Raw genomic sequence first — 22,286 nt, forward strand, 5'->3', positions numbered from 1 at the left:
TTCGCTGGCTGTTCCATCGTCCATCCGCGATGGAGATTCGCATTTAAGACCAACAAATCATAAACACGCCAGATGTTCTTCCGATAGTGCGATATGTGAATGAAATTCCATATCTTTTTTTGCCGACATTCAGGTCGCAGCCGCTACGGAGCACGCTTCGCAACCGATCGGAAATCATAAGTTCGGCACAGGAATGGACGTCCCTGATTGCCGTACCGGTCAAAAGCGCCGGTTCGATAAAATGCGAATAATCTTTTTCCGAATAAATTTGACCGCGTCGGATTTCATGAGCCCAACTCATGGAGCCGAGTATGCGTTCACTTCTAGTCGCTGCAAGCTTTCTCTTCGTCGCCGGCCTGCTGTTTTCGACAGCGACAACGGCAAAACCCGTGGCCAATACCGCCGCGGCACACGCACATCAGTTTGCGCGTGAGGTGACGGAAGCGAGCGTGCCCGTCGGCTGGACGAGCTTCTGCAAAGCGCAGCCAGCCGAATGCGTGGCTGGCCAAAAAAGCGTGGAGTTCGCCGATCTCGATCATGATCGCTGGGAGCAGCTGCAGCAGATCAACAGCCTCGTCAATCATGAGATCGAGGGTGTCGGCGACAACGATCATTACGGCATCTACAAGCTCGGCATCATCAACTGGTGGACCTATCCCGACGATGGTGCCGGCAACTGCAATGACTATGTTCTCTTAAAGAAGAAATTGCTCGTGGAAGCAGGCTGGCCGCGATCTGCTCTGCTGCTGACGGTCGTCCTCGATACCCATAACGAAGGACATCTTGTCTTGATGGCGCGCACCAATAATGGCGATCTCATCCTCGACAATCTCACCGATACGGTGAAAAACTGGAGCGGAACGGGCTACACTTTCATCAAGCGCCAGACGGCCGACAATCCGAACAATTGGGTTCGGCTGTAATCCGGTCGCACACCCGAAGAGCTTGCCATGATCAGCAAGGCACTGGCGTCTCACTCGCAGTGATTGGCGGCCCAATAGCTGTCGACCAGGCCTTTCCCATCCTGGTCCAGAATGGCAAAATTGCCGGGGATGACGACGAAGAAGCGTTCTGCACCTTCCGCACCGGCGCCGTCATTTGTAGTTCCCGTATCGACACGACCGCAAACGACGAAGCCCGGCATTCGTTCGCTCGGCTTGGCTTCCAGAATATGGATAGCTGAGGGCGGCACCTCTATTCGCCGCGCGACCGCCGCCTTGGCCAGCGCCGGAACATCCGCCATCGTCGGCAAAGCTTCGCCGGGGGCGGCTGCAAGCAAGATGCTCCCTGCGATCACGAGATGTTGCATCGACATCCTTTCGAAAGCCCGGACCACGGGAACGCAACCCTGGACGGCCATATCCCCTATGCCTGTGCAGCCGAGAGCTGCTTTGATCGAAGTTTATTGTGATTCGTGAGACGGAAGAAGCTTACGCTCTTGCCTTCGGATAGCGATCGCGTATCAAGATCGTCCCCGCGCCGGGGAATATTTTTGGAAAGCCACTTTGCGAATGCGAACACGCCTGTCGATACTCCCGGCACTCGGTCTTCTTTTTATCCTTGCATTCACGAACGCGGTTTCTGCGCGTGAGCTCGTGCGCGTGCCGCCAGGCAATCGCAACAGCGTTCAGCCGCCCATCCCCAATACTTCGGTACTGCGGGCCAAGGCCTTCAACACCACCTACGACGAAAAATACCAGAAGATCATCGGCGTGCTTCGCGACGACAAGGAGCTGATGGCCTCGATCAGGAAGGCCGGGCAGGCCTATGGGATCGACCCCATCCACATTGTTGGCGCCCTGGTCGGCGAACACACCTACAACATCACGATCGTCAACAGGGTGAAGTCCTACTACGTCAAGGCGCTCGCCTATTCGCAGTCCGATTTCAAATTCGCCTATAAGGACGTGACGGTCCAAACCTTCCTGAAGAAGCCGGAATTCGCCCATTGCAACGCCTTCACCGGCAGCGCCGAACTTTGGGAATGCCGCGACGAGACCTGGGACAAGAGTTTTCGAGGCAAGGTCATCGATGGTGTCACTTATGAAAACATGACGTTCCAGCGCGCGTTCTTTCAGCCCTTCTTTGCGGGCCAGACCTTCGGTCTTGGCCAGATCAGCCCTTTGACCGCCCTTGAAGTCACCGATCTCGTCCACGCGACAAGCGGCCTGCCGAAGCTATCGGTCGATGATCCGCAGGCGATCTACCGCGACATCATGGATCCCGATCGCAGCGTGATCTATATTGCCGCCATCGTAAAGGATGCCATTGACGCCTATCGCGCGGAGGGTTTCGACATCACCGACAATCCCGGCCTGACGGCAACGCTTTACAATGTCGGCCAGCCGCGCCGCCGTGCGGCTGCCCTGCGGCAGGCGGCGGATGCTTCGGGCGGGAAGAAATTGCCGGAAGAAAATTATTATGGCTGGCTGGTGAACGACAAACTGCCGGAGCTTCGTGGGTTGCTCGGCAGCGACAATAGCCAGTAAGCCGCCAGAACTTTATCCATGAAGAACACCGGTTTGATCAGGCGATCAGGCTGACGCGATCATTGGCAATCTTGTTTTCGACCCAGGCTCTTTCATTCTGCCAATCATGCCGCTTCCATCCCTCCCAGCCAAAGCCGCACAGCTTGATGTCCCATTCCGAGGCGGGAAACCTTGAAAGCGCATAACAGATGCCGAGGAAGCCTGTGCTAGGAAAGACCTTGTGCATGCGACGCCCGGAAATACCGAGCTCGCCGCAGCCGTCAATGTAGGTCTGAGGCGGCATGATGCGGATCTCCTTGCCGGCCCTGCCCAGCAACTCGATTGCCTGCATCGTCCAGTCAGCCTTTCGACCCTGCAGACGCTGGAAGATGTTCGGTCGGGGGTGATATTTGCGAATGATATCGGGGTGATAGGCCAGCATGAAGACCTTTGCGGCCTTGAGCGCGGCATTATCCATGAAGCTCGGATCGAGAAGCCGCCGATACAAGATCTTGCTTGATGCGGCCAGCATGATCATGTCGGTGCGCTCGCCGCTCATGCCTTCGGAAAGGACCGGTTCGTTGAAACGCATGACGAATTGCGCCTCGTCTACGATACCGGCGATATCGCGTTCCAGCTTTCCATTGCCGACAATGATTGCAGTCTTACGCGCCAATGCGGTCGTCCAGAAAATACGGGCCGTGCATTAACAAGCCGTTCTGACAAAGCGCTGAACCGCTGATGATGCGGAAATGAAATGCGGCCCCTCCGGGATCGGCTGTGCGCTGAAGGAAAAATGGGCTCGGCCCATAAGGCACGAGCCCATTTTGTAAGGACCGTGTTGCGACCAATCACGCTGCCTGTTCGAGCGCAGAACGTATCTGCATTTCGGCTTTGGCAATGGCCGCATTTGTCGCCTCGGCGCCGTGAGCCGTGCCTTCGAGGCGGACAGTTTCGATGTCGGTTATGCCCATGAAGCCGAGCAGATGCTCCAGATAGTTCGTCTGAAAATCGAAGGCTGCATGGACACCCTCGGAGAAGACGCCACCACTGGCCGTCACCACATAGGCTTTCTTGCCGCTCAGAAGGCCGTTAACGCCGCTCGCATCATAGCTGAAGGTGACGCCGGGCCAGATGATATGATCCATCCAGGCTTTGAGTTGGGAAGACAGACTGAAGTTGATCATTCCGGAACCGATAACGATCACCTCGGCGGCCTTGACCTCGTTCACCAATGTCTCTGCAAGTGCTACGGCTTCAGTCTGTTCCGGCGTCCGCGCCTGCGAGGGTGCCATACGGCCTTCGATATAGGCCAGCGTGATATGCGGCAGCGGTTGAGCTGCCAAGTCGCGTATCACGAGCGTTCCGCCCAAGCGATCTTTGAGCCCTTCCGCGATCTCGGTTGCGAAGCGTGTGGACAGGCCTTCGGCCCCTCGCGGGCTCGAGGTTACGACGAGAATGTTGGTCATTTGCTGACTCCTAATATGAGTGGTAAATAATTGTGACCAACGCTATTAATGTAACTAATTCATTCTCCGCAAGAAGGCACATTCATGACACTGAATGACATTGATTTTCCCATCCCCCATTTCGACGATTGCCGGATGGTGCGGGAAATTCTCGATCGCATCGGCGATAAATGGAGCTTGTACGTCATCGCCATTCTCAAAGATGGCCCTGTACGGTTCAACGAGTTGCGGCGGCGGATCGATGGCATTTCTCAGCGAATGCTGACGTTGACGCTGCGCGGGCTGGAGCGCGACGGCCTGGTGACGCGCACGCTATTCCCCACCATTCCGCCCCGAGTGGACTATGAACTCACCAAATCCGGTCGGGAACTGCTTGGTCCGGTGATGGCGCTTGTGGGATGGGCAACCGCCAATCAGGATGTCATTCAGGAGGCACGCGCCCAATACGACAAACGGTAGGGTGAGGCATTTCGGTCGGTAGTTCTTTGAAGTGCTCACAAGAAATACCGGAACTTCAACGGAAGCAGGGCCGCGCCGATCGCGCTGGCGTCACCTTTGGTTTCGCTGAGAACCAGCCGAGGCCCCGGCGGGGCGGCACCATAGCGATGCGGACGCTGCGACGGCAGGCGGGCGCGCGCGATCATCATTCGCCCAAGTTCGGGCGGGAGTTGGCCGCCGAAGACGATGGCTTGCGGATCGATCACCCCGGCAAGCGTGGCAATCAGACGGTCGAGCATCGGCATGGTCTCGGAGAGCCAGCTCTCGACGCCGGGCCAGGAAGGGTCGAAATTCTGCTTGAGTTCCTCAAGGGAGCCTATGTCGACACCGCTCTCCCGCAATGTGGCGATGAGATATTGCAAAGCCGGCCGGCGCTGCACTTCGTCGGGATTATATATGACGCTGAACTCCCCGGCATTCCCATGAAAGCCCAGATAAGGCCTGCCTTCCAGAACCAGGCCGCCGCCAAATCCATAGTTGAAGGACAAGTATGCAAAGGTCTTGCACCAGTGCCCGACACCGCGCAAGCTCTCACCGATCGCGCCCGTCGTTGCGTTGTTTTCCAACCAGGCCGGCAATGCAAAGACATGCTCAAGTTCCGGCTGCAGATCGACCAGAGACCAGTCGCGCAGCGGCTCCGGGGCATTGAAACGACGATCATCGCCGACGAAAAAGCCCGACATGGCAAAGCCAAGTCCGATGAGACTTGCGCGCGATATTTCGTGGCGCGTCAGGATCGAACTCAGTTTCTCGGCAAGGATTGCCAGCGTTGCCTTGCGGTCGGCGGGCACGCCGCTGAGCACCTCCTGATCGACGATGTCGCAGCCGAAATCAGCAAGCGACAGTGTCACGGCATCGGTATTGACGGAAATACCAACCGAATAAACCGCCTTCCGTTCCAGTTCGATAGTAGGGCTCGGCTGCCCGCGCGCGCCCTTGAATGGCGCACCGGCGCGAAGCAAGCCGCGAGCTGTCAGTGTCTCGACGAGCCGATGCACCGATTGCTGCGTCAAATTGGTGTGAGCCGTAATGGTCGCGCGCGGGATTGGCTCGCGGCTGCGAACAATATCGAGGATGAGGCGCTCGTTCTCGCTTGCCAGTGGGGATTTTTCAAGCGCTGCCATGAGTGCAATCCTGCTTCCTGTCATGCCGACTTAGCCCGCGCCTGTCAGCGTACAATCCGAACCCCATATTCGCGGCTCTCGTCATAAATATTACACTTTATGTGTATTAATAGCCATAACAGCGATCGGTGCCAATACATCGCGTCGGCCACACCCATTGGTGCTCACATTCGACATCGAACCTCGCATCCGCTCATTCCCGCCTGAAAACCGACAGCTCACGAAAGCTTTTCCCATGCATAGCCAGACCGCCACATCGCCCTCATCCCGCAATGCCGATATCTACGACCTCCTCTCCCGGGCCAATCCAAACATTCTGACGATTGCCCATCGCGGGCTTTGGTCGGCAGCTCCCGAAAATTCATTGGCGGCAATCCGTGCGGCAGCCGAGCTTGGGGTGGAATTCGTCGAAATCGACACGCAGGCGACCGCCGACGGCCATCTCGTCGTCATTCACGACAAGACGCTGGACCGCACCACCTCCGCCAAGGGTGTCGTCGGAGCGAGCAGTTTCGCCACAGTCCGCGATGCACGATTGCTTGCCGGTGCCGGCGGAGAGCTGGCTGTAATGACGGATGAACGCGTTCCCACGCTCGAAGAAGCGCTGGAAGAGGCACGCGGGCGCGTCTTCGTCAATATCGACACGAAATTCCCCCGCGAACTGCCGCAGGTCATTGCTGCAGTGCGGCGGCTGGGTGCCGAAGATCACGTCATCATCAAGTCGGATGTCGAACCGCAAAGCGGCTGCTTTCCGGTACTGGACGCCGATTGGTTCGGCTCGATCCCGCATATGCCGATGTTTCCCGTCCGACCTGGAAAATTCACCGAGGATCTCAGGATGATCGAATCGCTCGAGGCGCCGATGATCGAGGTGAAATTTACCGACATTGCCGATCTTGCCGCCGGGCGCGAGGAACTGGAGCGTCAAAATATCCGGCTCTGGATCAATACACTCGACGTCTCCCATAATCTCGACTTCAACGACAGCCGCGCACTCGGCGACCCCGAAGGCGTCTGGGGAGCGCTCGTTGACGCCGGCGTCGGTGCCATCCAGACCGACACGAATGTCGAATTCAAGCGGTGGCTCGCTATCAGAAGCGCCACCTGACAGGATCTTCGGCAACGGCAAGACAGAAAAGCCCGGGCGGTCTTCCGATCGTCCGGGCTTCTGCGTCCTGCCGCAGCAGTTATCCGCATCGAAACATATTTTCCCTGCGAAAGGGCTTGCCTCCCATAAGCGGAGCCGGTCGAGATCGTCCCCCTATGGGGACAAATGCTGCACCCGCGAAAAAAATGATGCGGAGATGAATTAAAACTGACGCGAAAATGAACTGGAAATGTTGACTTAAGGATTCACTGAACTAGTTCCCGCTGAGACGCCGGGGTCCGCCCCATCCACAGCGACCATATGAATCTGCATAATTCTGCGCAGCCGTTCCAGCCGTAAGACGTTGGTACGGCACGGGATATCTGTGCGGTTAAGAGGTCGCATCACAGCGCAGTGGGACTTCAGTATCGCATGAGCAGCATCACGGGACGGCTCGTCAAGGGAAGCATGTGGTTAAGCCTATCTCGAACCATCGTGAACGGGCTTGCAACACTCAGCACCTTCGTCTTGGCCCGCTATCTAGCGCCGGCTGATTTCGGCGTCGTCGCCCTCGGCATGACGATATTGATGATCGTCACGACCGTTACCGAGCTTTCCCTTTCCGAGGCGCTGATCCGCCATGATGCACCGGATGAATCCCATTTCAGTGCCGCCTGGACGCTGAATGCCGCACGCGGGCTGACGATCTGCATCCTGTTTGCGATCTTTGCCTATCCGGCGGCCGCCCTGTTCAATGAGCCGAGGCTGACGGGTGTCATGTTCGCTCTTGGCATTAGCATGCTGATGGGCGGCCTTACGAATCCGCGGCGCATTATGCTGCAGCGCGATCTGATCTTCTGGCAGGAGTTCGTGCTCGCCGTTTCGCAGAAATTCGCGGGCTTCGTCGTCTCGGTTGCGATCGCGATCATCTATCAAAGCTATTGGGCACTCGTCGTCGGCACGCTGATCAGCCAGGCGACGAACGTCATTGTCTCCTATCTCGTGCTGCCGTTCCGGCCCAGGATCACCTTCCAGCATATGCGGGAGTTCTTCTCCTTCTCCGCCTGGCTGACCGCAGGCCAGATCGTCAGCACGCTCAACTGGCGCTTCGACTATCTGCTTGTGGGCAAGATGCTCGGCGGCATCCAGCTCGGCTATTATTCGGTCGGCAGCAACCTCGCTATGATGCCGACGCGGGAGGCGACCGCGCCCCTCACCCAGACGATCTATCCGGCTTTCGCTGGCATTCACAACGATCCGGGCAGGCTCGCCGCCGCCTATCAGCGTGTTCAGGCACTGGTTGCTGCTGTAGCTCTTCCAGCCGGCATCGGCGTTGCCGTGACCGCCGACCCGTTGGTGAGGCTCGCGCTCGGCGACAAATGGGCGCCTGTCATCTTCATCATCCAGTCGCTTGCGTCTGTCTTTGCGCTGCAGACGCTGGGCTCGCTGGTGCAGCCGCTCGGCATGGCCAAAGGCGAGACGCGCGTGCTCTTCGTCCGAGACACGCAGATGTTCTGCCTGCGCGTGCCGATCATGATAGGCGGCCTGCTGCTCTATGGTCTTCCGGGGGTCATTGCCGGCCGCGTCTTCACCGGCCTCTTCAGTACCGCCGTCAACATGATGCTCGTACGGCGCTTCACCGGCATCAGCGTCGCCAGGCAATTGTCGGTGAACCTTCGGGCACTCGTGAGCGTCGCCATCATGGCGGCAGGCGTCTCGCTCGCCTCGAGCCATCTTGCCTACACGGACGACAAGCTCGTGCTCGTGACGCATCTGGCCATCCTGATCCTGCTTGGCGGCCTGCTCTATTGCGGTTCGACGCTCCTGCTGTGGACGTTGATGAGGCGGCCGGCCGGCCCGGAAACGGAGGTACGAAACATACTCGGCAAAGTGCTGCCGAGGCTTCGTCCTGCCTGAAAACGCGCGGCCGATATCGGCCGGAGACTGACCTGTCATCTAAACGGGGGAATGGGGAAATGACGTTACAATCAAATCAACAGCTGATCGCGAAACTGGACAACATGATCCACGATTGCCTGAAGGATTACATCAGCAAAGATGAGCCGCTGGCGATCCTCGATTTTCCTGACATCCGCAATTGCGGCGACTCCGCCATTTGGCTCGGCGAAATGGCCTATCTCAACCGGCGATATGGCAAGCGGCCGACCTATGTCTCGCGGATCGACGACTTCTCGCCCGAGCAACTCGAGCGCACCATGCCGACCGGTCCGATCTTCATTCATGGCGGCGGCAATTTCGGCGACATCTGGGATGCGCATCAGGACTTTCGCGAACGGGTTCTGGAACGATTTCCCAATCGGCAGGTGATCCAGTTCCCGCAATCCATCCATTACAAGTCGCAGGCACGCATAGAGGAAAGCGCCCGCGTCATCGGACGCCACAAGCATTTCGTATTGCTGGTGCGCGACGAAGAATCGAAAGAGTTCGCCCATAAGCACTTCGACTGCGAAGTGCGTCTTTGCCCGGACATGGCCTTCAGCATCGGAACGATCCGGCCGGATGAACCGGAATTTGACGTCCTTGCCATGTTGAGATCGGATCTCGAGAAGGTCGGAGACGCCAACCTTTCTGCCTATCCCGACATTCCGAAAGAAGACTGGACGACTGAATCCGCCAAGCGTGTACGTATCTCCAAAGCCTTCGGTGCGGCAACGGCATTGCTCGCCCTCAAGCCGGCCGAGATACGGCTGCGCAAGCTCGACGCGGCGGCGCATAACCGGTTGCGGCGCGGCATCCGCCAGATTTCCCGCGGCCGCGCGATCGTCACAGACCGGTTGCATGTCCACATCTGCTCGATCCTGCTTGGACGACCGCATGCCGTGCTGGACAATAGCTACGGCAAGATACGTCGGTTCATGGCGGCATTTTCCGGCGGCACCGATCTCGCCTACCGCGCGACCTCTCTCGAAGACGGTATCGCCTGGGCGCGTAATCAGGCTACACAACCATTGGCACCGGCCGCCTGACGTATTTCCGGTCGCATCATGCGACCGGGCTGCGTCCGCAAGACATCATTTTAGGGATACCAGTGAAGAACAACGACCCATGGGCTTGTCTTGTGGGCTTCGCTTTAATTGAAGCCAGCGGCTGCGGCGGCTCATTGGAAATGTAGACTATCGCGTACCATCGTGAATTCAGCCTCATGTTCGACAAAATCTGCCGGCCGCGCAGTGAAGCTCAGGGAATAAACTTGTCTCTTGTCAATCGCGACGAGAATAACTTGTTTGACGGAAGGAACTTCATTCACGGCTCCTGTACAGGTCGTTTGCAGTGCGGGAATCCCTCCAAGCATCTGCCCCACAGGCGTGTCGCAGACCGCTTTCATGCCTTGGGCTTCGTATGAATTGCGCACGGTTGCAAGCAAAGTGCGTGTCTGATCATCGAGCTTTAATTCTTCACTCTCTCTATGCGGCAAGCTGGTCAGAACTATAGCGGTGAGCGGTGAGCCGTCTGGGTTCGATTTAATCGCGGTTTGTGACAGTCCCGGCAATGGTCCGCCAAAATTCTCGACGGGAATTGAGGTATTGGTTACATTATATCCTGCTGGCCAGGTAATAGGCATATTGCTGGCATTTGCTCCCTCCGAATTCGCAGCGGTAGACGTCTTCGTCAATTGGCCGATTTGCGCTGCCAATACAAGCAACGCCAGCCCCCACAAGCTCAAAAGGAAAGCAGTTCGCGATCGCCGAGCCAAACGTCCCACAAGATAGGCGAGGCCGTAGGGGATTATGATCGCGCCAATAAAGGTACCTAGCAAAGCGCCGCCTTGTTGCGCGGCGAGCTCCGGCGACGTGGCGTCCACAACCGATAGGCTGTGCAACACCGTGCTGACGATGGCCATGAGAGCCAGTAGAAGCCACTGCCACCAACTCAATTTCTTAAAGCCTGGTCGCTCCTTGTCGACGATATCCATATTTCGGCAAGCCCAAATGCATAAGGTGGAAGTCTGGCATATAAAACGATTCACATGCGGCTACCATTGAGGCGGTAATGAATCAACAAAGCCACGATGTCATGAACCACTTAAGCTCCTTCGGATGACAGGATCTGGCAGTAATGATCGCCGCGTGACATATAATTTTGGCCATCGACTGCTTTACCAAGCGATGCTAAGAGCTGCCACTTGTGATCGTTCGTACCCATTCCAGTGGTTGGATATTACCGATGCGGGGTCCTTTCGCACAGGCGTTCGTTTGTGCCGGCATAGCATTCACGCTCTTCTTGGCAGGCCTCCTGGCTGTTTTCGGGTTAGCCGGACCTTACGCCGGTGAAGCACTTGGCCGACTGCTTTTTACGGTCGCTGTACCTGCACTTTGCACCGGCTTTTGGGCAAGCAAGTCTGCGACAACCTGGCCATTTTTGCGCATTGCAATCACGTTCACGACGATCCTTTTGATTGTACTTGCCTTGCAGGCTATCGGCGCGAGATCCTGGATCGGTCTCGCGGAGCGAAACATGCAGAGCGATCAATTAGCTTTCGGGCCAATGACGGGTACCAAGGAGGCTGAGAAACAGCAAAGATCGCCTGCTTCACCCGACATCCAGACCGTCATCCGGAAAGATCTGATGGCCAATATCGCGAGTTGCTGGATTCGACCCGATGCCGTTCCCTCCGAAAAGCCGAGGTTGAAACTCGTCCTCGGCCGCGACGGTTCGCTCCTGTTGAATCCCGTTGTCATCAATTCTTCCGACGATCCCCGTTTCGCCCCCTTTGCAACAAGTGCTGTCAAGGCAGTTCAACGCTGTGCGCCGTTCAAGGATTTAGCCGCCTATCAGGATCTTTACGATCAGTGGCGCGAAGTATTGATCGATTTTCAGGCCGGGTGAGGCAAACATAAGAAACTGTGTCTCTTCAGAAATATCTGTGACCGGTCTCATGAGTCGGTTCTATGCCAGGAACACCATCCACAATGGCTTCCAAACATTGGTGAAGCCTCGAAGGTAACGTCCTTGAGCGAGCTTTACGGACAGGCGTCGACGAAATGTGCATCGGCCCGACAATAACCGTTGCCTGAGCAAGGCTGCGCGCTCGTCGTCGATCCCTAATCCAGCGGCAAGACCACGATACGATATCGAGCGGAATCACCTTAGGCGATCCCACCCGTTTTTTGGAGGCTGATGCCATTTGAGAGGCAGCTAGCTGCCAAGAGGCGCGAGGCAGCCAACGCTCGCTACCCACTCGGTTTCAGCCTTCAGACCAAAGCTGTTCTTAACGGGCGTTGTACTTCGCATCGACCTCGTTGATGGCCTTGACGTTGCCGGCCGAGCGGCCGTTCTCGTCGAAGGTCTGGGCGAGGAAGGCGTCTGCAATTGCCTTGGCGAGTTCGGTACCGATGACCCGAGCGCCCATGGTGATGATCTGGGCGTTGTTCGACAGAGCGGCGCGCTCCGCCGAATAGGTGTCATGCGTCAGTGCCGCACGGATGCCCGGAACCTTGTTGGCCGAGATGCAGACGCCGATACCGGTGCCGCAGACAAGGATCGCCTTGTCATAGGTGCCGTCGATGACGCCGGAGGCCACGCGGTCCGCAAGATTGGCATAAAACGCATCGGGGCCTTCATCAGTGCGCGAGACTTCGCTCACCTCGAAACGGTCCTTCAGGTGGTCGGCAAGAACCTTGGCGAGGCCTTCGCCGGCGCTGTCTCCAGCAATAGCAAGCTTCATTGTATGCTCCTCAGAGTTTGGCGGCGCACTTGGCGAGGATGTCGAGATAGCCTTCGACGTTCCAGGCCGAGCGGCCAATGAAAAGCCCGTCTACGTTCGGGCAGGATATGAGTTCTTCACAGTTTTGCGGATTGACCGATCCGCCGTAGAGGCACGGAATCTTTCGGCCGAGCACGTCTTGCGCGACCGCAATGATCTCGGCCTGGCGTGCATCGGCATAGGAGGGCTCGGCGGGAATCCCCTTTTCGCCGATCGCCCAGACCGGCTCGTAGGCCAGCAGGATTTCAGCCCGCTTCTGGGCGTCGGAGAGCTTCGATAGCGCACCGATGACCTGCTCGCTCAGAATCTCGGTTGCACGGCCGCTCTCGCGATCTTGCAGCGTTTCGCCGATGCAGATAAGCGGGATCAAACCATGACGGACGGCTGCCTCGGTCTTCAATCCGACGGTTTCGTTGGTCTCGCCAAAGTGTTCGCGACGCTCCGAATGGCCAAGCTCGACGATGTCGAGATTGCAATCCTTCAGCATCAACGGGGAGATTTCCCCTGTCCAGGCACCCTGGTCGGCCCAATGCATGTTCTGGGCACCGACCCTGACGGAGCTTTCCGACAGGATCGACTTGACCTCGCGCACGGCCGTGAACGGCGGAATGATGAACCGCTGAATACGGTCGTCACGCAGGGTATCGGCGGCGCGCAGGGCCTCGGCGAAAGCGCGCGCCTCCGCGAGCGTCTTGTTCATCTTCCAGCTCGTGCCGATCCAATAGCGAGGCTTTTCAGTCATGTCATATCCTGGTTCGAGGCGATGGTAAGGGCGATGCCGTCGCGACGAAATTGCTTGACAATGGCGGCATCAGGCGCGTGATCGGTAATCACGGCATCAAAATCGGTAAGATCGGCCATCACATGCAGAGCCGTATGGCCGATGCGCTGATGGCTGACGAGCAGGCAGCTCCTGGCCGCCGACGCAATCATCGCCCGCTTCGTGCGCACGACGTTATCGTCCATATGATAGGCGAGCCTGCCGGAAACAGCCGGCGTCGACAGGAAGGCAATATCAGCCCGCAGGCGCGATAGTGCTTCCTCGGTAACGACGCCCAGAAAGGCGTTGAACTTGGCGGAATAGACGCCACCGAGCGCGATCAGTGTAATGCCGCTTTCGTTCCTCATGCGGTCTATGATTGCGGCATTGTTGGTGATCAGCGTCAGCGGCCGCTTCTGCAGCAGCATCTCGCCTAAAACGGCGGCCATGGATCCGTCATTAATCATGACGGTCATGCCGGGCTCGACCAGATCGAGTGCTGCGCGCGCCATCGCCAGCTTCTCGTCATGGCCCTGACGCTCGCGGAAACGAAAATCGCTTTCAAACTGGGTGCCGGCATCGATGGTCGCGCCGCCGCGAACCTTGCGCAGCACGCCGGCCTGCTCGAGATCATCGAGATCGCGGTGGATCGTCATCTTGGACACAACGAAACGATCCGCCAGATCGTCGAGATCGACGGTCTTATGCTCGATGAGCAGATTGATGATCGATTGCTGGCGCTCTTCCCGTTTCACCTTTTACTCCGGCCATCGGCCCGAAATGGAACTCCGAGAAATATAACATTAAAATCTCACAATTCAACATTTCTGTTGTTACATTGAGATAAATTCGTGTTTAGAAGCCAGCATCATTCTTAGATCTTCAACAGTGCCTGCGCTGTTTTCTCATCCGTGATTAGCCCATAGAGACAGCGGCTCTTAAGGACCGCGCGGATGGCTTCGACCTTTGGCAACCCGCCTGACAGTGCCACCAGCCGCTCGCCCTTCATGCGCGGCAGGGAGGCAGACAATGTGCGAGAGGTCAGCGTGGTCTCAAGGATATTGCCGTCGGCATCAAAGAAATGGCCGAGAATTTCGCCGACGCCACCGGCCGCGGTGATTTCCCTGATCTCCTTAGGCTCCACCATCCCCGACAAGACGAGCTGCGCGTCGGTATCGACCGTGCCGAGACCGACCAGCTTGAGATCGGCGCCGTTTGCAAGATCGAAGACTTCTTTCACGCCGCGCTGGGCAAGCAGCACGTCGCGGTCTTCGCGCGTATTGGCGAAGAACGGCACCGGCATCACATGCGACTGCATGCCGGTCTTTTCGGCAATGCGATGCATGACGTCATAGGGATTGGCAGCATAATTTCTCGTCAGGCCACCGAGCAGCGACACAAAGCGCAAATCCTTGGCGCTGACGCGCGACAGGTGATGGACGGCGGAAGAAAGCGTTCGCCCGTGGCCGAGACCGATGACCTTATTGTTGCCGCTCTCGATTTCTCGCCTCAGGAAACCCGCGCCCGCCTGGCCGAGCGCGCGAAACTCGAAGCCGTCTTCGCCGAGATCGGGCGCGACCTCACAATATTGCAGGCCGAAGCGTGCCGAAAGCTGCATCTCAAGCTCGACGCATTCGACGATATCGCCGTCGATCGTCACCTTGACGACGCCTTCGGCGACCGCGCGCGCAATCAGGCGATGCGCCTTCACCGAGGGAACGCCGAGACGTTTTGCCACTTCGGATTGCGTCAACCCGCCGGCATAGTGCAACCAGGCCGCCCGCACGGCGAGCGAAGCATCTGCATCCGTCATCGTCCGTTCCCTTTCATTTTGCTCTGCATCGTCCTCGCCTGTTCTCTCCGGCCATAGCGCCCCGATCCGGCTACCTCCTCGAAAGGATTGGCGTTCAGGGAATCGGGACTCGTCCGCCCCACCGGCTAGATATGCAAGTCGCCAGCGCCCGTGTCGATATGGGGCGCCCAGAAGGCGATGCTTTCGGCAATCTGCGCGATGACCTGACGATCGTTCGGTTCGCGCTCCTTGAACGACAGTTCCAGGCAGATTTCGTTGTCCTTGGCGCCTCCTTCGGCAAAAGCCTTGAGCAAAGGTTCGGGCTGGATACGGCCCTTGGCATTGAACTCCACCGTGAAGGGGCGATGCCCACCCTTATCCATCAGGCTCTGCTTGATGTGAATGATCGGAGACACCTTCGGCACGGCACGCGCCCACGCATATGGATCATAATCGTCGGGATTGGACGAGGTGACATCGCCATGATCGATATCGGCCATCATCCACATCGGAATGGCGAAGGGCGCCTTCGTCAGTCTGTCCTGCAGGGAAAGGCAGGCATCGATCGTCTCGCCGAATTCGCGGCCGATGCTCATCGGCTCCCAGAAGATGTAGGAGAGGCCGGCAGCCCGAGCATGTTCGGCCACCTCGCCCCAGCAATCGATCGCAATCTCAATCAATTCCTCGCGCCGGGCCGGATCGTCATAGTCCTTGTAAGTGAAGATTGCGAACTGCGTTCCTACGGAATGACCACCGAGATCCGCGGTGATATCGGCAAAGGTCTTGAACCAGTCGACGTAATAGCGGCGGACATCCTTGTCGGGATGTCCGAAATGGTTGAGACGGCCATAGGGACCGGTCATTCCTGAGGTTACGCGAACGCCGGTGCGCTTCAATGCCTCCTGCATGTCGCGCGTCAGGCGGCGAATGACCGGCGCCTGCCAGCTCGGATTGATGAATTCGTGCGTCAGCTGCAGATCGCGGATACGCAGATCGCGCGCCACCGTTTCGATCAGGTCGGCCGGCTCGGCAAAGCGATTGACAAGCGGATTGGTGTTGAGTGAAAGCGTCAAGGGCATTTTAGGTCTCCCGGCAAGGTCTGTTGGTTCAGGCGGCGAGCGCCAGCTCGGCGTCGAACCAGGCCGCGAAATCCGCCTTCTCTTCAGCGGTCATACGCAGACCTTCCTTGGTGCGTCGCATCAGCACGTCTTCGGCCGCCTGCGCCCATTCGGAAGCCACGAGATAGCGAACCTCGGCCTCATAGAGATTGCCGCCGAAATGGCGGCCGAGTTCAGCAAGCGACATCGCATTGCCGACGATCTGTCTGGTGCGGGCGCCATAGAGATGGCCGTAGTGATTGACGAGCGCACGCGGCATCCAGGGATAGGCCGCTCGCAGGGTATCGGCAAAGGCAACGTAGTCGGCATTCGGAATCTCGCCGCCCGGAAGCGTGGCGCCCCGCGTCCAGTCGCCGCCCATCTTCGGGAAGAATTTTGCAAGCCGCTGCATGGCGTGTTCGGAAAGCTTGCGGAAGGTCGTGATCTTGCCACCGAAGACGCTCAGGAGCGGCACACCACCGGTCTCGTCGAGATCGAAGACATAGTCGCGCGTGACGGCCGAGGGATTGCCCTTGCCGTCGTCGAACAGCGGGCGGACGCCGGAGAAACTCTCGAGCACGTCGGATCTGCGCAGCTTCTCCTTGAAGTAGCGATTGACCGCCGTGATCAGATAATCGATTTCCTTCTCGTCGGCCTTCACCTCCTCCGGCTTGCCCTCGTAGGGAATGTCGGTCGTGCCGATCAGCGCCTTGTCGCCTTCATAAGGGTTGATGAAGATCACGCGCTTGTCGTGGTTCTGGACGAGATAGGCCTGCTGGCCTGCCCAGAATTTCGGAACGATGATATGGCTACCTTTGACGAGCCGGACGCTGCGCTGGCTGTTCGAGCCGACGACACGGCCGATAATGTCGTTGACCCAGGGGCCGGCGGCATTGACCAGCACGCGGGCGCGCACGGTCCGCACCTCGCCGGAACGCTCGTCGCGCATCTGGACAACCCAGCTCCCCTGATCGCGGCGCGCGCTGACACAGGCCGTGCGCGTCAGGATCTGCGCGCCCTTGGCGGAAGCATCGAGAGCGTTGAGGACAACGAGCCGGGCGTCGTCAACCCAACAGTCGGAATATTCGAAACCTTTCGAATATTGGTCGAGGATCGGCGCCCCTTCCGGATCGCGATGAAGATCAAGCGAGCGCGTGCCCGGCAGCTTCTTGCGGCCACCGAGATGATCGTAGAGGAAGAGGCCGAGACGCACCAACCATGCGGGACGATCGGTCGGACTGTGCGGCAGTACGAAGCGCATAGGCCAGATGATGTGGCTTGCCGAATTCAGCAGCACTTCACGCTCGATCAGGGCTTCACGTACCAGGCGGAACTCGTAGTATTCAAGATAGCGCAGGCCGCCATGCACCAGCTTGCCGGAGCGCGAGGACGTACCCTCCGCGAGATCGCCCTTCTCGCACATGATAACCGAAAGGCCGCGGCCGGCTGCATCGCGCGCAATGCCGGCACCATTGATGCCTCCGCCGATCACGAAAAGATCATAGATTTCCGGTTCCATCATGTCATGCTCCTAAGGATGCCCGTGGCATCATCAATTCAATCTTCTAAGGCCAAGCTCCTCGCCGGCTTCGTCATTGGCTAGTGCTGGGCCAATTTGTCCCAAGCCGGCGCAATCGCCTGACGCACGTCCTTGTAGGCATCGAACAGACGATCATAGCGCTCGATATTTGCCGGATCGGGCGCCTCGGCCTCGCCAAGCAAGGGCGTCACCCAGTCGGCAATGCAGCTGTCCATGTCCTGATAGGCGCCGATCGCGACGGCAGCCATCATCGCGACACCGGCAGCCCCCGCCTCTTCGCGATCCGAAATCCGCACCGGCGCCTTGACGGCGGCAGATAGCGAACCTCGTAGAGCGCGCGAACGGGCGGCCCCTCCGGTGATGCGCAGCTCCGAAGGCATGTCGCCCATGGCCGCGTAGCAATCCCGCGTTGCCATGCCCAGCCCTTCGACCACGGCCCTCAGCATGTCGGCAAAGCCATGCCGCGTCGAAAGTCCGGTAAAGCCGGCACGCGCATGTGCGTTGACGAAGGGACCGCGCTCGCCGGCCTCGGAAATATAGGGGTGATAGAGAAGGTTCGTCGGACGCGCTTCGGCAAACCACGCATCGATGCGCGGAATAAGGTCGGAATAGGAAATCTCGCTACCGCCAGCTGACATCAGATCCGCCGCAACCTCGAGAATCCAATCAATATTGATGGTCGCGCCCATATTGGTCTGGACCTGCGTGACGATACCGGGGATCGGCAGTGCGATAACATATCCCGTCCCCTCTTCGTTGAGCTGGACATCGGGCACGGCCTTGGCTCGCATATGCACGCCCGTCGATCCGATCGTCGAGCAGGCGGCGTTCCGACCGCCAGTGCGGACGCCTGCACCAAGCGCGGTCATGACCATATCGACGTAACCCAGGCAGACTGGCGTTCCCGCACGTAAGCCGGCGGCCTTGGCGGCGGCCTCCGTCAGGGGATGGCTGATCTCCGTTCCGTCGACAATCTCGGGCAGAAGCGAGCGCCGGCGGGCAAGGCCGAGCGCATCGATGACAACCGGATCATATTGGCGGTTGCGGAAATTGCCGAAGGTGAAGCTCGCCTCCGATGGATCGGTCGCCCGTATGCCGGTGAGGTTCAGGTAGAGCCAGTCCTTGCAATGCAGCGCTGTCTCCGCCCGATCGAGAATCTCGGGCATGAAGCGGTCCATATGGGCGAGCTGAGCACCCTGCTGGCAGGTGTTGAGCCCTGTACCCGTCGCCTCGAACCGGGCGCGGTTGTCGGCCGAGGCGCTCAGGCGCGTGACGGTGGATGCCGCGCGGGCGTCAAGCCACAGCCAGGCATCACCGACCGGAGCATTACCGGAGCCGACAAGCCAGGTGCCGTCGCCTTGTCCGGTAATCGCGATCGCAGCCGTTCGGGCGGCAAGGTTGCCCACCTTCTCACTAAGGCCGCGCAATGCGCTGAGACAATCCGACCACGTCTGGCCGAGTGATTGGGTGACCGACCCATCCTCTCCCGTCTCATAGCGATTGCGCGCTGAAGCCGAAGCGATCTGCCGTCCGGATAGCTCGAAGGCAACTGCCTTCAAAACCGAGGTACCCGCATCGATCCCGATGATGATCCCGTCGCTTTTAGACATTGCAAGCCAGCTCCACCACGCGACACCCTCCGGCAAGAGCATCGGTAACCATCACAAACATTTTCATTCCTCCCCACGCGGCCAAGGGCATAATCTACGCCAGGTCGCATCTATCGTCGCCATCGTACTCTCCGCCCCAAAGGGAGGATCGCGAACGAAGCACCAGCGCGCACCCGACACCAGCCACGCAATGGATCCGACGCACAGCCGCGCCCCATCAAGCAGCTCGCGGCTTTATAACATAATCATATCGTTGTTACAGTAATATTTTTCTGGCATTGTAATTTTTTTCATATAAAATGGATGTGGTTGATAGGCAAGCCGCAGCAGGGAAAGACTGCGGCAACGCCTTGGAGGAACACGGATCAACGACCTGAATCTCTCGGATCGAATCGGGAAGACTATTGAAAAGCGTCGGGCGATCACCTTATAATTTTGAGGTATATCAAGTTATTATCAGGAAGCTTTGATATCATGTCGGCCAAAACGACGCCGATCGGCGAACCTCGGAAGAAGGCCGACAAAGCGAAAGCTTCGACTGTGAAAAGGCGGGAAGCACTGAGATCCAAAGATACCGACCGGATACAGGACCTGTTAAATCGCGGTTGACACGCCCAAAGATTTATAACATATGAAATGCAGAAGTTAACATACTTATATCGCAATTGTCGCATAGATGCGGCGATTGCGAAACCAAGGTGGGCGACTGGAGGAGACAGCCGTCCGCACGCTGAGGAGGCTTCCTGATGTTGAATTTCCTTTCCGGTGACGGCGCCGCCCGAAGCCAAGCGGAGCGCTCCACGGTGCGAACGCGCGAGCCGTGCTTCCGTTAAGCCGGAACCATCGGACTTTTCTCCCTTTCTCCATCAGGTAATCCGGCTGACATGCCCAAGGTCGTTCGAACATGAATACGCAAGCTCAATATGCAACTGCCAAGCCGACTGGCTCCAAGCTCAAGATCGTCGCCGGCATCGCCGCGGTGGTGATCGTAATCGGCGCCATCGCTGCCGATACCAAGGTGGTCAAGATCGGCTCGGAACACGACGTGCGCGAGCAGGGCTTCCAGCCGGAGACCTTTGGCGCTACCGAATTCCCGAAAGTCCAAGCCGATGTCGAAAAGCGCGCCGTCGATGCAGTAACGCTCGCCAGTGCGGTTCTGGCCGACAAGAAGGCGGCGGGCGAGAAATATGGCGTCGCCACCACAACCGGCCCCGTCCTCCCTGTCTCTTTGACGGGCACGTTCGGCGAGCGCAAGGCCAACCTCAACGAATTCAAGGTCGACGGCGTGCCCGAAGGCATCACCGTCCGCGTCCAAACAGGTCCAGCAATCAACGGTACAGATCTTCGCGATGCCACGGGTAAGATCGAATTCGGCCAGTTCACCAACCAGATCGAATATCAGGACGCGGGCTCCGCCATCAACAATGAGATGAAGAAGGCGACGCTTGGCAGTCTGGATCCGGAGAAGCTGACGGGCAAGACGGCGACGGTCGTCGGCGTTTTCAAGCTCATTAATCCGAAGAACTGGCTCGTCACCCCGGTAAAGGTCGATGTGAAATGAGCCAGGTTCAGCACAATGGCGCCACCACGGGCGAAGTTGTTCTCGCCGCGCGCAATGTTGCCAAATCCTATGGCAGCGTCCATGCGCTGAAGGGCGTCAATTTCGATATTCGTCGCGGCGAAGTCACTACCCTCTTCGGCGAGAACGGTGCCGGCAAATCGACGCTGATGAAGATCCTCTCCGGCGTCATCCAGCCGACATCGGGTGAGATCATTCTCGATGGCGCTCCGATCTCCTTTGCCTCCTCCACGCATGCACGCGCCTGCGGCATTTCCATCATCCACCAGGAATTGAGCCTGGCACCGAATCTCAGCGTCCGCGACAACATCTTCATGGGTCGCGAGATCATGAAGGGTGGCGTAGTCGATTTCGCCGAGGAAGAGCGCCAGACCCGTGCGCTGATGGAAGAGCTCGAGGAAAATATCGATCCGCTCACACCCGTCGAGGATCTGCGCCTCGGCCAGCAGCAGATCGTTGAGATCGCTCGCGCGCTTTCCGTTAATTCCCGCATCCTGATCATGGACGAGCCGACTTCGGCGCTCAGCGCCAGCGAAGTCGAAGTTCTCTTCAAGGTCATTCGCGATCTGACGAACCGCGGCGTGTCGATCGTCTATATCTCGCATCATCTGGAAGAGGCGCTGCAGATCACCCATCACGCCGTCGTTCTGCGCGACGGCAACATGACCGCCTATGCCGAACGCAAGGACATCGATCTCGAATGGATCGTGCGCAACATGGTCGGCGACAATTTCGACCTCGGCAGCCCGCCGGCAGGCCATAAAATGGGCGATGTGGCGTTGACGATCGATAATCTCACCGTCCCCGGCCCGTCGGGCGCCGCCTATAACGCCGTCGACCGCCTGTCGCTTGCGGTTCGCGCCGGCGAGATCGTCTGCATCTACGGTCTGATGGGCGCCGGCCGTACCGAGCTGCTCGAATGTGTGGCGGGGCGGCTTCGGTCGAGCGGCGGCCGCGTGCTCCTCGGCAACACCGATGTCGGCGGTATTTCCATTGCCGGCCGGATCGCGCAGGGGCTGGTGCTGGTGCCGGAAGATCGTCAGCGCGACGGTCTCGTTCAGACGATGACCGTCGGCTCGAACCTGTCGCTTGCGAGCATCGGTGCCTTTACCAAGGGTCTTTTCACCTCGAGCGGTCGCGAGCGGTCGCTGGTGAACGACTCAATTCGCAAGGTTCATATCAAGACCGACGGCGGCGAAGCGGCAATCGGCTCGCTGTCCGGCGGCAACCAACAGAAGGTCGTTATCGGCAAGATGCTGGCAACGGCGCCTCGCGTGATCCTGCTCGATGAACCGAGCCGCGGTATCGACATCGGCGCGAAGGCAGAGGTCTTCAAGCTGCTTGCCGAGCGCGCCAAAGAAGGTCTGGCGGTGATCTATTCGACCTCGGAAGTCGCCGAGTGCCTGAGCATCGCCCATCGCATCATCGTCATGCACCGCGGCAAGATTTCTGCCGAATTCGGTCCTGATGTCACCAAGGAAAAGATCATGGCCGCCTCGGGCGAAGCAGTGGTCGCGCACTAGCCGCATTCATGGAG

Annotated in this window: 21 protein-coding genes; 9 read left to right on the plus strand and 12 right to left on the minus strand. The window is 58.4% G+C overall.

Features of this window, described 5'->3' with window-relative positions; translation table 11 throughout:
• The first annotated feature begins 311 nt into the window (after positions 1–311).
• Positions 312–923, plus strand: coding sequence for a transglutaminase-like cysteine peptidase (locus AC13QY_RS27970; RefSeq protein ID WP_233788663.1), 612 nt, complete (start codon positions 312–314; stop codon positions 921–923).
• 50 nt (positions 924–973) lie between these two features.
• On the opposite strand, the gene AC13QY_RS27975 is transcribed toward AC13QY_RS27970, so the two are convergent.
• Positions 974–1,309: a hypothetical protein gene (locus AC13QY_RS27975; RefSeq protein WP_113352490.1), complete on the minus strand. Its 336-nt coding sequence runs from the start codon at positions 1,307–1,309 to the stop codon at positions 974–976.
• A gap of 202 nt (positions 1,310–1,511) precedes the next feature.
• Here AC13QY_RS27975 and AC13QY_RS27980 point away from each other — a divergent pair, with 202 nt between their 5' ends.
• Complete coding sequence (locus tag AC13QY_RS27980; RefSeq protein WP_113352428.1) at positions 1,512–2,489, plus strand: DUF1402 family protein; 978 nt, start codon at positions 1,512–1,514, stop codon at positions 2,487–2,489.
• 37 nt (positions 2,490–2,526) lie between these two features.
• Here the strand turns inward: AC13QY_RS27980 and AC13QY_RS27985 are convergent, their stop codons facing one another.
• Both AC13QY_RS27985 and AC13QY_RS27990 read right to left on the minus strand, forming a co-directional pair.
• Positions 2,527–3,144 carry a glycosyltransferase family 29 protein gene (locus AC13QY_RS27985; protein WP_113390115.1) on the minus strand — a complete coding sequence of 206 codons (618 nt, stop codon included), beginning with the start codon at positions 3,142–3,144 and terminating at the stop codon, positions 2,527–2,529.
• Between the two features lie 175 nt (positions 3,145–3,319).
• Entirely contained in the window at positions 3,320–3,937 is a 618-nt protein-coding gene (locus AC13QY_RS27990; RefSeq protein WP_113332801.1) for an FMN-dependent NADH-azoreductase, read from the minus strand.
• A gap of 84 nt (positions 3,938–4,021) precedes the next feature.
• Between AC13QY_RS27990 and AC13QY_RS27995 the strand changes: the two genes are divergently transcribed.
• A complete protein-coding gene (locus AC13QY_RS27995; protein WP_113332802.1) occupies positions 4,022–4,396 on the plus strand; it encodes a winged helix-turn-helix transcriptional regulator in 375 nt (124 codons plus the stop codon).
• A 35-nt stretch (positions 4,397–4,431) separates the two neighbouring features.
• Here the strand turns inward: AC13QY_RS27995 and AC13QY_RS28000 are convergent, their stop codons facing one another.
• Positions 4,432–5,559 carry an ROK family transcriptional regulator gene (locus AC13QY_RS28000; protein WP_113332803.1) on the minus strand — a complete coding sequence of 376 codons (1,128 nt, stop codon included), beginning with the start codon at positions 5,557–5,559 and terminating at the stop codon, positions 4,432–4,434.
• A gap of 235 nt (positions 5,560–5,794) precedes the next feature.
• Here AC13QY_RS28000 and AC13QY_RS28005 point away from each other — a divergent pair, with 235 nt between their 5' ends.
• The 3 genes from AC13QY_RS28005 (at position 5,795) to AC13QY_RS28015 (ending at position 9,633) form a co-directional block, all read left to right on the plus strand.
• On the plus strand, positions 5,795–6,667 hold the full coding sequence (locus tag AC13QY_RS28005) for a glycerophosphodiester phosphodiesterase family protein (protein ID WP_113332804.1): 873 nt from the start codon (positions 5,795–5,797) through the stop codon (positions 6,665–6,667).
• A gap of 411 nt (positions 6,668–7,078) precedes the next feature.
• The gene (locus AC13QY_RS28010; RefSeq protein ID WP_113332805.1) at positions 7,079–8,563 is read left to right on the plus strand and encodes a lipopolysaccharide biosynthesis protein; all 1,485 of its coding nucleotides are present in this window, start codon (positions 7,079–7,081) and stop codon (positions 8,561–8,563) included.
• Between the two features lie 59 nt (positions 8,564–8,622).
• Positions 8,623–9,633 (plus strand): polysaccharide pyruvyl transferase family protein, encoded by a 1,011-nt coding sequence (locus AC13QY_RS28015; RefSeq protein ID WP_069615611.1) that lies wholly within the window; start codon positions 8,623–8,625, stop codon positions 9,631–9,633.
• Positions 9,634–9,764: 131 nt separating this feature from the next.
• Here AC13QY_RS28015 and AC13QY_RS28020 read toward each other — a convergent pair whose 3' ends face one another.
• Positions 9,765–10,580 carry a DUF4946 domain-containing protein gene (locus AC13QY_RS28020; RefSeq protein WP_113352431.1) on the minus strand — a complete coding sequence of 272 codons (816 nt, stop codon included), beginning with the start codon at positions 10,578–10,580 and terminating at the stop codon, positions 9,765–9,767.
• 212 nt (positions 10,581–10,792) lie between these two features.
• Here AC13QY_RS28020 and AC13QY_RS28025 point away from each other — a divergent pair, with 212 nt between their 5' ends.
• The gene (locus AC13QY_RS28025) at positions 10,793–11,494 is read left to right on the plus strand and encodes a cell envelope integrity TolA family protein (RefSeq protein ID WP_145634164.1); all 702 of its coding nucleotides are present in this window, start codon (positions 10,793–10,795) and stop codon (positions 11,492–11,494) included.
• Between the two features lie 382 nt (positions 11,495–11,876).
• On the opposite strand, the gene derI is transcribed toward AC13QY_RS28025, so the two are convergent.
• The 7 genes from derI to AC13QY_RS28060 all read right to left on the minus strand — a co-directional run bounded on the left by derI (position 11,877) and on the right by AC13QY_RS28060 (position 19,170).
• Positions 11,877–12,332 carry a D-erythrulose-4-phosphate isomerase gene (derI, locus tag AC13QY_RS28030; RefSeq protein ID WP_069615612.1) on the minus strand — a complete coding sequence of 152 codons (456 nt, stop codon included), beginning with the start codon at positions 12,330–12,332 and terminating at the stop codon, positions 11,877–11,879.
• Positions 12,333–12,342: 10 nt separating this feature from the next.
• Positions 12,343–13,113 carry a triose-phosphate isomerase gene (locus AC13QY_RS28035; RefSeq protein WP_113352433.1) on the minus strand — a complete coding sequence of 257 codons (771 nt, stop codon included), beginning with the start codon at positions 13,111–13,113 and terminating at the stop codon, positions 12,343–12,345.
• Positions 13,110–13,886 carry a DeoR/GlpR family DNA-binding transcription regulator gene (locus tag AC13QY_RS28040; RefSeq protein ID WP_113352434.1) on the minus strand — a complete coding sequence of 259 codons (777 nt, stop codon included), beginning with the start codon at positions 13,884–13,886 and terminating at the stop codon, positions 13,110–13,112. Before AC13QY_RS28040 ends, AC13QY_RS28035 begins: the two co-directional genes overlap by 4 nt.
• Positions 13,887–14,005: 119 nt before the next feature.
• Positions 14,006–14,944, minus strand: coding sequence for a sugar-binding transcriptional regulator (locus AC13QY_RS28045; RefSeq protein ID WP_113352435.1), 939 nt, complete (start codon positions 14,942–14,944; stop codon positions 14,006–14,008).
• A 125-nt stretch (positions 14,945–15,069) separates the two neighbouring features.
• On the minus strand, positions 15,070–16,002 hold the full coding sequence (locus tag AC13QY_RS28050; RefSeq protein ID WP_113352436.1) for a sugar phosphate isomerase/epimerase family protein: 933 nt from the start codon (positions 16,000–16,002) through the stop codon (positions 15,070–15,072).
• 28 nt (positions 16,003–16,030) lie between these two features.
• A complete protein-coding gene (locus AC13QY_RS28055) occupies positions 16,031–17,542 on the minus strand; it encodes a glycerol-3-phosphate dehydrogenase (protein WP_113332812.1) in 1,512 nt (503 codons plus the stop codon).
• A gap of 77 nt (positions 17,543–17,619) precedes the next feature.
• Complete coding sequence (locus AC13QY_RS28060; RefSeq protein ID WP_113352491.1) at positions 17,620–19,170, minus strand: FGGY-family carbohydrate kinase; 1,551 nt, start codon at positions 19,168–19,170, stop codon at positions 17,620–17,622.
• 904 nt (positions 19,171–20,074) lie between these two features.
• On the opposite strand from AC13QY_RS28060, the gene AC13QY_RS28065 reads away from it, so the two are divergent.
• Positions 20,075–20,731: a DUF2291 domain-containing protein gene (locus AC13QY_RS28065; RefSeq protein ID WP_113352437.1), complete on the plus strand. Its 657-nt coding sequence runs from the start codon at positions 20,075–20,077 to the stop codon at positions 20,729–20,731.
• A complete protein-coding gene (locus AC13QY_RS28070; protein WP_488494350.1) occupies positions 20,728–22,272 on the plus strand; it encodes a sugar ABC transporter ATP-binding protein in 1,545 nt (514 codons plus the stop codon). The genes AC13QY_RS28065 and AC13QY_RS28070 overlap by 4 nt, the downstream gene beginning before the upstream one ends.
• The last annotated feature ends 14 nt before the right edge of the window (positions 22,273–22,286 follow it).

This window comes from Martinezella sp. CNPSo 3795 (genome assembly GCF_057784475.1).